Source organism: Microbacterium sp. PF5, from assembly GCF_004794315.1.
GTDB lineage: Bacteria > Actinomycetota > Actinomycetes > Actinomycetales > Microbacteriaceae > Microbacterium > Microbacterium sufflavum.
In genome coordinates this window covers 1-13314 of record NZ_SSDQ01000092.1, presented here as the reverse complement: position 1 = coordinate 13314, position 13314 = coordinate 1, and the positions used below count along the sequence as shown (strand labels likewise).

At 72.1% G+C, this 13314-nt stretch carries 9 protein-coding genes; 2 read left to right on the top strand and 7 right to left on the bottom strand.

All coding sequences use genetic code 11. From position 1 onward, the window contains the following. Positions 1-692, bottom strand: a 692-nt coding sequence (locus tag DW297_RS07265) for an ADP-dependent NAD(P)H-hydrate dehydratase (protein ID WP_136030874.1), incomplete at its 3' end; no start/stop codon positions are given. Positions 693-747: 55 nt separating this feature from the next. Here DW297_RS07265 and DW297_RS07260 point away from each other — a divergent pair. After that, complete coding sequence (locus DW297_RS07260) at positions 748-1815, top strand: NADH:flavin oxidoreductase/NADH oxidase (RefSeq protein ID WP_136030872.1); 1068 nt, start codon at positions 748-750, stop codon at positions 1813-1815. Between the two features lie 69 nt (positions 1816-1884). On the opposite strand, the gene DW297_RS07255 is transcribed toward DW297_RS07260, so the two are convergent. The 3 genes from DW297_RS07255 to guaB1 form a co-directional block, all read right to left on the bottom strand. Further along, entirely contained in the window at positions 1885-2946 is a 1062-nt protein-coding gene (locus tag DW297_RS07255; protein WP_136030870.1) for a hemolysin family protein, read from the bottom strand. Further along, entirely contained in the window at positions 2943-4262 is a 1320-nt protein-coding gene (locus tag DW297_RS07250; protein WP_136030868.1) for a hemolysin family protein, read from the bottom strand. The genes DW297_RS07255 and DW297_RS07250 overlap by 4 nt, the downstream gene beginning before the upstream one ends. 111 nt (positions 4263-4373) lie before the next feature. After that, positions 4374-5828 (bottom strand): GMP reductase, encoded by a 1455-nt coding sequence (gene guaB1, locus DW297_RS07245; RefSeq protein WP_136030866.1) that lies wholly within the window; start codon positions 5826-5828, stop codon positions 4374-4376. A 162-nt stretch (positions 5829-5990) separates the two neighbouring features. On the opposite strand from guaB1, the gene DW297_RS07240 reads away from it, so the two are divergent. Further along, entirely contained in the window at positions 5991-9683 is a 3693-nt protein-coding gene (locus DW297_RS07240; RefSeq protein ID WP_136030864.1) for a multifunctional oxoglutarate decarboxylase/oxoglutarate dehydrogenase thiamine pyrophosphate-binding subunit/dihydrolipoyllysine-residue succinyltransferase subunit, read from the top strand. A gap of 69 nt (positions 9684-9752) precedes the next feature. Here the strand turns inward: DW297_RS07240 and DW297_RS07235 are convergent, their stop codons facing one another. The 3 genes from DW297_RS07235 to DW297_RS07225 are packed head-to-tail and all read right to left on the bottom strand — an operon-like array spanning position 9753 to position 13188. Further along, positions 9753-10769: an N-acetylglucosamine kinase gene (locus tag DW297_RS07235; protein ID WP_136030862.1), complete on the bottom strand. Its 1017-nt coding sequence runs from the start codon at positions 10767-10769 to the stop codon at positions 9753-9755. Further along, positions 10766-12022, bottom strand: coding sequence for a family 4 glycosyl hydrolase (locus DW297_RS07230; RefSeq protein WP_136030860.1), 1257 nt, complete (start codon positions 12020-12022; stop codon positions 10766-10768). Before DW297_RS07230 ends, DW297_RS07235 begins: the two co-directional genes overlap by 4 nt. A gap of 35 nt (positions 12023-12057) precedes the next feature. Beyond that, complete coding sequence (locus DW297_RS07225) at positions 12058-13188, bottom strand: ROK family transcriptional regulator (RefSeq protein ID WP_136030857.1); 1131 nt, start codon at positions 13186-13188, stop codon at positions 12058-12060. Between the last annotated feature and the right edge of the window lie 126 nt (positions 13189-13314).

Genomic DNA, 13314 nt, shown 5'->3' with positions numbered 1-13314 from the left:
TCGGCGAGCGGAGCACCGGGGTTGGCCGCGATCACGGCCCCGAGCACGCCGGCCAGCACATCGCCCGTGCCCGCGGTCGCGAGCCACCCGGTGCCCGCGTCCACGGCGATCACCGGGCCGTCGGGTCCCGCGATCAGCGTGCGGGCCCCCTTGCGCAGCACGACGCCGTGCAGCTCCGCGGCCATCCGTCGCACCTCGGCCGCCGTGTCCTGATCCGCGTCGACGAGACCGAGGCGCTCCCGAAGCCGGGCGAACTCCCCCGCGTGCGGGGTCACCACGAACGGCGCGGTCGCGCCGGACGCCAGGTCGAGTGCGCCGGCGTCGATCACGACCGGGGCCCTGCCCGACACGATCTCGCGCAGCGCCCGCGCCTCGGCGTCCGTCCGCTCCTCGGGGTCGGTGCCGGAGCCGATGACCCACGCTCCGACCCGGGTGCGCCCGGTGTCGGGCCCGCCCACGGTCTCCGGGCGGCGGGCGAGCACGGCGTCGATCACGCGCTGCTCTCCCGCATACCGCACGAAGCCCGCCCCGGCGCGCCACGCGGCCTCGACCCCGAGCACGGCGGCCCCGGGGTACGCGGGCGAACCGGTGCGCAGGGCCACCACGCCGCGCGAGTACTTGTCGTCGTCGCGCGTCGCGGCGCGGACGAACCGGGCCGTGTCGACGCGTGACCACTCGCGCGCTTCGCTCATGCCTCCACGTTAGCGGGCGGCCCCGCCGCCTCCCGAGCCCCGGTAGCGTCGAACCGTGAGCCTCCTCTTCTCCCCGTTGACCATCCGCTCGACCACGTTCCGCAACCGCCTGTGGGTCTCCCCGATGTGCATGTACAGCGCCCTCGACGGCGTCGCGCAGGAGTGGCACCACGCCCACCTGGCGCAGTTCGCCTCGGGCGGCGCCGGGCTGATCGTCGCCGAGGCCACCGCCGTGGTGCCGGAGGGTCGCATCTCGCCGCGCGACCTCGGGCTGTGGACCGACGAGCAGCGCGACGCCCTCGCCCCCGTCGTCCGGGCGATCCACGACCGGGGCTCGCTCGCCGGCATCCAGCTCGCGCACGCGGGTCGCAAGGCGTCGACATGGTGGCCGTGGGCGCCCGAGCGCGGCTCCGTGCCCGCGACCGAGGGCGGCTGGACCACCGTGGCTCCGTCCGCCGTGGCCTTCGACGGGTTCGCGGATCCGGTCGCCCTCGACGCGGCGGGCATCGACCGCGTGGTCGAGGCGTTCGCCACGGCGGCGCGGCGCGCGCTCGACGCCGGCTTCGACGTGCTGGAGCTGCACGGCGCGCACGGCTACCTGCTGCACCAGTTCCTGTCGCCGCTGTCGAACCACCGCGACGACGAGTACGGCGGCTCGCTCCACAACCGTGCCCGGCTGCTGCTGCGGGTGCTCGACGCCGTGCGCGCGACCGCCGGCGACGACGTCCCGGTGTTCGTGCGGATCTCGGCGACCGACCACGCCGAGGGCGGGTTCACGCCCGACGAGGCCGCAGTGGTCGGGGCGTGGGCGACCGAGCACGGCGCCGACCTGATCGATGTGTCCAGCGGCGGGCTCGTCGCGCACCAGCGCATCGCCGTGTCGCCCGGCTACCAGGTGCCGCTCGCGGAGACCGTGCGCCAGGGCGGCCGCATCCCAGTGTCGGCGGTCGGCCTCATCACCGCCGCCGCACAGGCCGAGCAGGTGCTGGCGGACGGCGCGGCGGATGCGATCTTCGCCGGTCGGGAGTGGCTGCGCGACCCGCACTTCGCGCTGCGTGCGGCGCACGAGCTCGGTGCCGAGGTCGCGTGGCCGCCGCAGTACGAGCGCGCCCGCTGGCGCTGAACCGCCGCTCGACGACGAAGGCCGCCGCCCCATCGGGAACGGCGGCCTTCGCGCTGGGCGGCTGCGGTGTCAGTGCCCGCGCACGCGTCGCGTGGCGTCCTGCACCTCGCCGACGAGCTCCTCCAGGATGTCCTCCAGGAACAGCACCGCCGTCGTCTCGCCCGCCGAGTCGCGCACCTTCGCCAGGTGACGGCCGGCGCGTCGCATCACGGCGAGCGCGTCCTCCAGGTCGGTGTCCTCCTGCACGGGGACCATGTGGTGGATCCGCTTGCCCGGGATCGGCTCGTGCACCTTCGTGTCCGCGTCCGGCCCCTCCGAGGCGCGCAGGATGTCCTTCAGGTGCACGTACCCGATCGGGGTGTCCTCGTCGTCGACGATCACGTAGCGCGAGAACCCGTAGCGGGCCACGGCCTTCTCGATGTCGTCCGGCGTCGTGGTCTGCGGCAGCGTCACGAGGTCGCCCAGCGGCACCGCCACGTCGCGCGCCTTCTTGTCGGTGAACTCGACGGCGGCGGTCACGGTGCCCGCGGTGTCCATCAGCACGCCCTCGCGACGGGACTGGCTCACGATCGTGGCCACCTCGTCGAGCGTGAACGTCGAGGCTGCCTCGTTCTTCGGCTCGACGCGGAACAGCCGCAGCACGCCGTTGGCTGCCGCGTTGAGCAGCCAGATCACCGGCATGAACACCTTCGAGATCCACACCAGCGGCGACGCGAGGATCAGCACCGCGCGGTCGGGCACCGAGAACGCCAGGTTCTTCGGCACCATCTCGCCGAACACCACGTGCAGGAACGAGACGACGAGCAGCGCGATCACGAACGAGACCACGTCGACCGCGCCGTCGGCCCAGCCCAGCGCGTGCATCGGCACCGCGAGCAGGTGGTGGATCGCCGGCTCCGACACGTTCAGGATCAGCAGGGAGCAGATCGTGATGCCCAGCTGCGAGGTCGCGAGCATGAGCGTGGCGTGCTCCATCGCGTACAGCGCCGGCTTCGCGGCCCGGGACCCGCGCTCGGCGCGCGGCTCGATCTGCGAGCGCCGCGCGGAGATGACCGCGAACTCCGCGCCGACGAAGAACGCGTTCGCCGCCAGCAGCACGACCAGCCAGGCGAGGCCGACCCAATCGCTCATCGCGACACCTCCTCGGCCTCGAGGGAGTCCGGTCTGGGCACGTAGCGCACCCGGTCCACCCGGCGGCCGTCCATCCGGACGACGTGCAGCGTGCCGCTCTCCAGCGGCACCTCGTCGCCGACGACCGGCACGCGCTCCAGCACGCTCATGACGTAGCCGCCCACGGTGTCGTACACGTCGCCCTCCGGCACGTCGACGCCCGCACGGCTGCGCAGCTCATCGGGGCGCAGCTCGCCGGGGAACGTGATCCCGTCGCGGTTGCGGATGATGCCGGCCCGCGTGCGGTCGTGCTCGTCGGACACCTCGCCCACGAGCTCCTCCACCAGGTCCTCCAGGGTCACGATGCCCGCCGTGCCGCCGTACTCGTCGACCACGACGGCCAGCTGGTAGCCGCGGCCGCGGAGGTCGGAGATCAGCGCGTCGACGTGGGCGGTCTCCGGCACGCGCAGCGGCTCGGTCGCCAGGGCGCCGACGGGCACCTCGGCCCGCCGCTCCCGCGGCACGGCGATCGCGGCCTTCAGGTGCACGACGCCGGTGATGTCGTCGAGGTCCTCGTCGAACACCGGGAAGCGGCTGTGGCCCGTGCGGCGCGCGAGCTGGATCACGTCGTCGACCGAGTCGCCCGCGGCGATCGCGTGCATGCTCGGACGGGCCGTCATCACGTCGGCGGCCGTGAGGCGTGAGAACGTCAGGGTGCGGTCGAGCAGCGTCGCCGTGTCGGCCTCCAGCAGCCCGGCGCTCGCGGAGCGGCGTACCAGAGACGACAGCTCCTCCGCGCTCCTGGCGCCGGACAGCTCCTCCTTGGGCTCGATGCCCATGCCGCGCAGCACGCCGTTCGCGCTGCCGTTGAGCACTACGATCGCGGGCTTGAACACGGCCGTGAACGCGGTCTGGAACGGGATCACGAGCTTCGCCGTCGCCAGGGGCAGCGCGAGCGCGAAGTTCTTCGGGACCAGCTCACCCAGGATCATCGACAGCACCGTGGCCACGAACATCGCCACGACGGTCGCGATCGGGGCGACCGCGGCCTCGGGGATGCTCCAGGCGACGAGCGTCGGGCGCAGGAGGTTCGACAGCGCCGGCTCCATCGTGTAACCGGTGAGCAGCGTGGTCAGCGTGATGCCGAGCTGCGCGGACGACAGGTGCGTCGAGGTGTGCTTGAGAGCGCTGATCGTGAGCGAGAGCCGGGATTCGCCCCGGGCCTGTCGCGCCTCCAGTTCGGCCCGGTCGAGATTGACCAGGGCGAACTCGCTCGCGACGAAGAGGCCGGTGCCGACCGTGAGCAGGAGCCCCACGCCCAACATGATGAAATCCATCAGCTATTCCTCTCCGCGGAGAGTTCGGGACGGTGGGGCGATGTTCGGCAACTGGGGGGGTCGTCCATAGTGCGCTCGATTCTACAGAACGCCGCCGTGACCGCGCCCGTGCTACCAGCTCACCGGCAGCGCCTTGCCCTCCTCGTAGCCGGCCGCGGACTGCAGGCCGACCAGCGCGCGCTCGTGGAACTCCGGCACGGTCGCGGCACCCGCGTACGTGAACGACGACCGCACGCCGGACGTGATCATGTCGAGCAGGTCCTCCACACCCGGCCGCAGCGGGTCGAGGTAGATCTTCGAGGAGGAGATGCCCTCGGCGAACAGCTCCTTGCGGGCGCGCTCGTATGCGTCGAGGCGCTCGAACCGCGCCTGCACGGCCTTGGTCGACGCCATCCCCCACGACTCCTTGAACAGGCGGCCCTCCGCGTCGCGCTGCAGCTCGCCCGGCGCCTCGATCGTGCCGGCGAACCACGAGCCGATCATCACCGAGGCCGCGCCGGCCGCCAGTGCGAGAGCGACGTCGCGCGGGTAGCGCACTCCCCCGTCCGCCCACACGTGCGCTCCGGCCTCGCGGGCGGCCTGCGCCGTCTCCAGCACCGCCGAGAACTGCGGGCGCCCCACGGCGGTCATCATGCGCGTCGTGCACATCGCGCCGGGGCCGACGCCGACCTTGAGGATCGTGGCCCCCGCATCGACGAGGTCGCGCACGCCGTCGGCCGTGACGATGTTGCCCGCGACGATCGGGAGGCCGAGGCCGAGCTCGGCCACCGTGCGCAGTGCGCGGAGCATGCCCTCCTGGTGGCCGTGGGCGGTGTCGAGCACCAGCACGTCCACCCCGGCACCGGCGAGCGCGCGGGCCTTCGCGGCGACGTCGCCGTTGATGCCGACCGCCGCGGCCACCGCGAGTCGTCCGTCCGCGTCGACGGCGGGGCGGTACAGCGTGGCGCGGAGGGCGCTGCGGGCGCTCAGCGTGCCGACGAGGTGCCCGTGGTGGACCACGGTGACCATGTCGACGTCCGCCTCGGTGATCACGTCGAACGCGTGCCGCTCCGAGCCGATGTCGTCGGCGTCGATCGACGGGCTGCCGCGGTGGACCAGGTCGCCCAGCTGCGCGTCGGGGAGGGCGGTCGCGAGGCGGGTCGCCGGCAGGATGCCGAGGATCCGCTCCACGTCGATCGGGCCGGACCCCTGGGCGACCACGATCCCGTGACCGCTGGTGGCCGGCAGCAGTCGCAGCGCCTCGGCCACCGTGGCGTGCGGGGGCAGCACGATCGGCGTGTCCCACAGCACGGGCTGGCTCTTCACATCGCGGATCGCCGCGTCGAGCTCCTGCAGCGGGAGGTCCTGCGGCAGCACGCCGAGCGCACCGCGCCGGGCGAGCACCGCGGCGAGGCGGGGCCCGGTGACCGAGTTCATGTTCGCGGCCACCAGCGGCAGGGTCGCCGGGGTGCCGTCGTGCGGGGCCAGATCCACCTGGAGCCGACTGGTGACGCCCGACCGGCGCGGCACCAGGAAGACGTCCGAATAGGTCAGATCGACGGTGGGCTGCGCGCCTGAGAACTCCATGCCTCCACGGTACCGAGATCGGGACGGCGCGGGCGGGTGGCTTCGACGATTACCCGGGCGAAACAGGTTAGGCTTGGTGGTCGAGAGTGTGCGCGCCCGAACGCATTCCTGCGTCGTGCCTCCGCACCGAAGATCTTCAGCGATGAAAGAGGGCGATAGAGCGTGTCGAACCAGGTGACCGGCGTCGGTGGCGACGGGGGGTTCGGAGCCAATTCCTGGCTCGTCGAAGAGCTCTACGAGCAGTTCAAGGAGAACCGCGACTCGGTCGACAAGGAGTGGTGGCCCATCCTGGAGCAGTACCACTCCGAGGCCACGGCCGCCGGGACGAGCGCGACGGGATCCGCTCCGGCTGACACCGCAGCCGCACCCGCGCATCCGGTCACCGCGCCCATCCCCGTGATCGGTGCGCAGCCCGTCGCCCGCACGACGGCCAAGCCCGCCGCGGCCGCCCCGATCCCCGCGCAGGCGCCGAAGCCCAAGCCCGAGTCGAAGGAGCCGGTCGAGTCCTCCGAAGAGGACAAGGTCACGCCGCTGCGCGGTCTGCCCAAGACCCTCGCCGCGAACATGGACGAGTCGCTCACCGTCCCCACCGCGACCAGCGTCCGCACCGTCCCCGCCAAGCTGATGATCGACAACCGCATCGTCATCAACAACCACATGGCCCGCACGCGCGGCGGCAAGGTCAGCTTCACGCACCTCATCGGCTGGGCGCTCATCCGCACGCTCGACGAGTTCCGCAGCCAGAACGTGTTCTACGCCGAGGTCGACGGCAAGCCCTCCGTCGTCGCCCCCGCGCACGTCAACCTCGGCATCGCGATCGACCTGCCCAAGCCCGACGGCACGCGCGCCCTCATGGTGCCGAGCATCAAGCGCGCCGACACCATGACCTTCACCGAGTACCTCGCCGCGTACGAAGACCTGGTCACCCGCGCCCGCGGCAACAAGCTCACCGCCACCGACTTCCAGGGCACCACGGTGTCGCTCACCAACCCGGGCGGCATCGGCACGGTGCACTCGGTGCCGCGTCTCATGAAGGGCCAGGGCTGCATCATCGGCGCCGGCGCCCTCGAGTACCCGGCCGAGTTCCAGGGCGCGAGCGAGAAGACGCTCAACGAGCTCGCGATCGGCAAGACCATCACCCTCACCAGCACCTACGACCACCGTGTCATCCAGGGCGCAGGGTCCGGCGAGTTCCTGAAGAAGGTGCACGAGCTGCTGATCGGGCAGCGCGGGTTCTACGACGACATCTTCGCCGCGCTGCGCATCCCGTACGCGCCGATCCGCTGGAACCCCGACATCGCGGTCGACCTGGCCGAGCGCGTCGACAAGCAGTCCCGCGTGCAGGAGCTGATCAACTCCTTCCGCGTGCGCGGCCACCTGATGGCCGACATCGACCCGCTCGAGTACGTGCAGCGCTCGCACCCCGACCTGGAGATCGAGAGCCACGGGCTGACCTTCTGGGACCTCGACCGCGAGTTCGTCACGGGCGGCTTCGGCGGGCGCCGCGTGGCGAAGCTGCGCGACATCCTCGGCGTGCTGCGCGACTCGTACTGCCGCACGCTCGGCATCGAGTACATGCACATCCAGGACCCGGAGCAGCGCCGCTGGTTCCAGGAGAAGGTCGAGGTCAAGTACCAGAAGCCCGGCCACGACGAGCAGCTGCGGGTGCTCCGCAAGCTGAACGAGGCCGAGGCGTTCGAGACCTTCCTGCAGACGAAGTTCGTCGGCCAGAAGCGGTTCTCGCTGGAGGGCGGCGAGTCGCTCATCCCGCTGCTCGACGAGATCCTCCAGGGCGCGGCGACCGCGGGCCTCGAGGGCGCGGCGATCGGCATGGCCCACCGCGGCCGCCTCAACGTGCTGACCAACATCGCCGGCAAGACCTACGGCCAGGTGTTCCGGGAGTTCGAGGGCACGCAGATGCCCGGCAACCAGCGCGGCTCCGGCGACGTGAAGTACCACCTCGGCACGGAGGGCACGTTCGTCGCCGACGACGGCTCGTCGCTCCCGGTGTACCTCGCCGCCAACCCCTCGCACCTCGAGACCGTCGACGGCGTGCTGGAGGGCATCGTCCGCGCCAAGCAGGACCGCAAGCCGATCGGCACGTTCGCCTGGCTGCCCATCCTCGTGCACGGCGACGCGGCCTTCGCCGGTCAGGGCGTCGTCGTGGAGACCCTGCAGATGTCGCAGCTGCGCGGCTACCGCACGGGCGGCACCATCCACGTCGTGGTCAACAACCAGGTGGGCTTCACGACCACCCCGAGCGACGCCCGCACCTCGGTGTACGCGACCGACGTGGCCAAGACGATCCAGGCGCCCATCTTCCACGTGAACGGCGACGACCCCGAGGCCGTCATCCACGTCGCGCAGCTGGCGTTCGAGTACCGCGAGCGCTTCCACCGCGACGTCGTGATCGACCTGGTCTGCTACCGCCGTCGCGGTCACAACGAGGGCGACGACCCGTCGATGACGCAGCCGCTCATGACCGACCTCATCCAGGCCAAGCGGTCGGTGCGCCGCCTGTACACGGAGTCGCTGGTCGGTCGCGGTGACATCACCGAGGAGGAGTACGACGAGGCCAAGGCCGACTTCCAGAACCGCCTGGAGATCGCTTTCGCCGAGACGCACGCCGCCGAGACGGGTGCCACGCCGATCGCGCCCGAGCTCCCGCCGGTCGAGGACCAGGTGGGCGCACCCGAGATCACCGGCGTCCCCGCCGAGGTCATCCAGCTGATCGGTGACGCGTTCGTGAACAAGCCCGAGGGCTTCACGGTGCACCCGAAGATCCAGCAGCTGCTGGAGAAGCGCCTCGACATGAGCCGCAACGGCAACATCGACTGGGGCTTCGGCGAGCTCCTCGCCTTCGGGTCGCTGCTGGTCGAGGGCACCCCGGTGCGGCTCGCCGGACAGGACTCGCGCCGCGGCACGTTCGTCCAGCGCCACGCCGCGCTGCACGACCGCGCGAACGGCCAGGAGTGGCTGCCGCTGTCGAACCTGTCCGACGCGCAGGGCCGCTTCTTCGTCTACGACTCCCTGCTCAGCGAGTACGCCGCGCTCGGGTTCGAGTACGGCTACTCGGTCGAGGCGCCCGAAGCGCTCGTGCTGTGGGAGGCGCAGTTCGGTGACTTCGTCAACGGCGCCCAGTCGGTCATCGACGAGTACATCTCCGCCGCCGAGCAGAAGTGGGGTCAGCAGTCCAGCGTCACGCTCCTGCTCCCCCACGGCTACGAGGGCCAGGGACCGGATCACTCCTCCGCCCGCATCGAGCGCTTCCTGCAGCTGTGCGCTCAGGAGAACATGATCGTCGCGCGTCCGTCGACCCCGGCCTCGCACTTCCACCTGCTGCGCCGCCAGGCCTACGCCCGGCCGCGCAAGCCGCTGATCGTGTTCACCCCGAAGGCGATGCTGCGCCTGCGCGGGGCGACGAGCCCGGTCGAGGCCTTCACGCAGGGCCGTTTCGAGCCGGTCATCGACGACGACCGCGGTCTCGACCGTTCCGCCGTCAAGCGCGTGCTCGTGCACTCGGGCAAGGTGCACTGGGATCTGCGCGCCGAGCTGGAGAAGAACCCGAACCCCGAGGTGGCCCTGGTGCGCCTGGAGCAGCTGTACCCGACGCCGATCGACGAGCTCAAGGCCATCACCGATTCCTACCCGAACGCCGAGCTCGTGTGGGTGCAGGAGGAGCCGGAGAACCAGGGCGCCTGGCCGTTCCTCGCGCTCGCATTCGCGGATGTCCCCGGCGACCGCACGTTCCGTCCGATCTCGCGCCCGGCGTCCGCTTCGCCCGCGACCGGATCGTCGAAGGTGCACGCCGCGGAGCAGGCGACGCTGCTGCGCTCGGCCGTCACCCTCGGCTGATCGTTCGACCGCAACGGGCGCCGCGACCACTCGGTCGCGGCGCCCGTTCCCGTTGCGGCGAGGGCGGTCTCAGCGCACCACGACGGGTTCGGCCGCGTGCCGAAGATCCGAGCTGAGGTGGTCGCGGGCGCGTACCTTCGCGGTCGCCTCCGCCCCCGCGGCGTCGAGCACGAGGAGCGCCGCCCCCAGCACAGGCGGCGCGTCCACGATCTCCAGCCGCGCTGAGGGCGCGTGCTCCGCAAGCCCCGCGTGGATGCTCGCGAGCAGCAGCGGGTCTCGGCCTCGTGCGACTCCGCCGCCGAACAGCACCGGCAGCTCGACCGCGCGAAGCCCGAGCCGGTCGACGCAGGCGCGCACGAACGCCACGACCTCGTCCGCCTGACGCCGCACCACCTGCCGTGCGACCTCGTCCCCCGCGGCCGCCGCCTCGAACAGCAGCGGTGCGAGAGCCGCGAAGGCCTGAGCCGGCCGTCGTCCGAGGTGCACGTCCTCGATGAGCGCGGCGACCGAGGAGGCGTCGACCGCGGCGAGAAGCCGCTCGACCAGCAGGGTGTGCGGTCCCCGGCCGTCCTCGGCCCGTGCGGCGTGCCATACGACCGCGTCGCCCAGTTCGGCGCCCCCGCCCCAGTCGCCCGAGAGCGGGCCCAACGCGGGGAAGCGCACCTGCGCCCCATCCGCCCGCACCCCGATGGCGTTCATGCCCGTGCCGCAGATCACGGCGACGGCGTCCGGCGCGTCGGTTCCGGCGCGCAGGAGTGCGTGCAGGTCGTTCTCCACGATCGCGCCCGGCGACCAGGGCAGCGGCGCGATGGCCGCACGGAACGCCGCGATCTCCTCCGCGAGGTCGAGTCCGGACAGGTACAGCCCCACGACGTCGAGGTCACGCGGGTCGCGGTCGCCGAGGGCGCGCCGCACGAGCCCGTCGATCACGCGGACCGACGGGGCGAGTCCGTCGATCTGCGGGCTCGACCCGGTCCCGCGCTCCCACGCGAGCACCTCTCCCGCGGTGTCGAGCAGCACCACGTCGGTCTTGGAGCCGCCGCCGTCCGCCGCGAGGACGAGCCGGTTCCGGTCGCGGCGGGTCACGCCCACTCCAGGTATCGCGCGTTGGCGGCGAGCAGCAGATCGGTCAGCTTCTCGGCGCGCTCGTGCTGCAGGACGAGCGGGTGCGCACGCATCGCCCGCAGCACGCGGTCACGCCCGCCGGCGGTCGCCGCGTCGAGCGCGAGCCGCTCGTAGCCTGCGACCGCGGAGATCAGTCCGCGGATGTCGTCGGGCAGTGCCGCCACGGGCTCGGCGAGGAAGCGACCGTCGCGATACCGGGCGGGCACCTCGATCACGTGGTCGTCGGGGAGGAACGGCAGTACCCCGTCGTTGCGGAGGTTCACCACGCGCGGCACCTCGGCGCCCCCGCGGATCGCGATCAGCAGCTCGATGGCCGCCTCGGAGTAGAACGCCCCGCCGCGCCGCTCGAGGATCTCGGGCTTGGTGTCGACGGAGGGGTCGGCGTAGAGCGCCAGCAGCTCGTGCTCGATCGCGCGCACCTCGACCGCGCGGGTCGCGTGGTGACGCTGTTCGTGCAGCACCTCGTCGTGCGCGTAGTAGTACCGCAGGTAGTACGAGGGCAGCACGCCGAGCTGCGCGAGCAGGGCGGGCGGGAGCTCGACCGTGTCGGCCAGTTCTCGCCCCCGCGTCGCGAGGGCCTCGGGGAGCTGGTCGACGCCGTCGATGTACACGCCGCGCTCCCAGGTGAGGTGGTTGAGCCCCACGTGGGCGAGGGTGACGCGGTCGGGCGCGACTCCGGCCTCCTCGGCGAAACGCCGCTGGAAGCCGATCGCCACGTTGCACAGTCCGACGGCGCGGTGCCCGTCCTCCAGCAGGGCGCGGGTGACGATGCCGACCGGGTTGGTGAAGTCCACGATCCACGCCTCGGGCTTGGCGTGGCGACGCACGACGTCGGCGATGCGCAGCACCACCGGGACCGTGCGCAGCGCCTTCGCGAGTCCGCCGGGGCCCGTGGTCTCCTGCCCGATGCAGTCGACGTCGTGCGGCCAGCTCTCGTCCTGCTCGCGGGCGTCCTGGCCGCCCACGCGGAGCTGGATGAGCACGGCGTCGGCGTCGCTCACACCCGCCGCGAGGTCGGTGGTCGTGAGCAGTCGCGCGGGATGCCCTCCCCGCGCCATCATGCGGCGGGAGATGCCGCCCACGAGCCTCAGGCGGTCGGGATCCGTGTCGACGAGCACGAGCTCCTCGATCGGCAGTTCACGCTGCAGCCGGACGAACCCGTCGATCAGCTCCGGCGTATAGGTCGATCCTCCGCCGACGATGGCGAGTTTCATCTGTCCTCCTTGTTCGGGCGGGTGCCCGGTGGGCGTCAGTCGGTGGGGATGCGGTCTTCGAGGATCGTGCGGATCTGCTCGACCAGGAGCCGGCGGGCACCGAGGAGCACGGCGCTGTCGCCCGTTCCGCTCAGGCGCACCTCCGGGGTCGGCCGTTCCTCTCCCGCGGCACGCTCGGCCACGAGCTCGGCGAGCCGCTGTCCTCCCGCGAGGTTGGTCGGCCCGCCGAGCACGATCAGGGCGGGGTCGAGCACGACCAGCACGGGCTCGATGGTCAGCGCGATGCGGTCGGCGACCATCCGCAGCACCTCGTCGTGCAGCGCGAGTGCGGCGAGGCCGTCGTCGTCGGGGGGCAGGAGGTCGAGGATCACCTGCGAGCCGAGCAGATCCGTGGTCACGGCTCCGGGCTGACCGGTGCCGGCGGCCACGGTCAGGTAGCCGATCTCCCCGGCACTGCCGTGCGCGCCGCGGTGGATGGTGCCGCCCAGGTCGACGCCGACACCGAGGCCCACACCCGCCCAGAGGAACGCGAAGCTGTCGACGTCCTGGGCCACGCCGACCGCACGCTCGGCCATCGTGGCGAGGTTGACGTCGTTCTCCAGCGTCACCGCGACACCGAGCGCGGCCTCGATCCGGGCTCTGGCGCCCGTCGCGGGCCACCCCGGCAGCGAGTCCGTGAGCGACAGGGTGTCCTGCCCCTGACCCACCGCGGCCTGCACGCCGATCGTCACGGCCTCGATCGTGTCGCGGTCGGCTCCGGCGGCGGCGCATGCGGCATCGACGGCGCGCGCGATGTCCTGCTCGGGCGAGCGTTCCTCGCCGATCACCGGAAGGTCGACCACCGGATGCTCCTGGCCGGTGGCGTCGACGAGCGTCGCCTGGATGCTGCCGTCGAGCATGCTCACCGCGACCCCCGCCACCCGGTCGGTCCGCACGCCCCAGCTCACCGCGCTCGGGCCGCGACTGCCCGCGACCTCCCCCACCGGCAGCACGAGGTCGGCGCGCTCGAGTCGCGCGATCATCTGCGTGGCGGTCGGCTTCGACATCCCGGACAGCTCGCCGAGTCGCGTGCGGGTCAGCGGGCCGTGCTCGAGGATGAGTCGCAGCGCTTCGCGATCGTTCCTGGTGCGCAGCCATGCCGAGGTGCCTGGGTCGATCTGTGCCATGGTGTGTGTTCCTTCCCCGCGACCGACTCAGGCGATGCCGAGTTCAGCGCGGACGTGGTCGCGAAGGCGGCCGAGGTTCTCGGGTTCGGGGGCGGCGCCGAGGAGGGTCTTGGTGTAGTCGTGCTG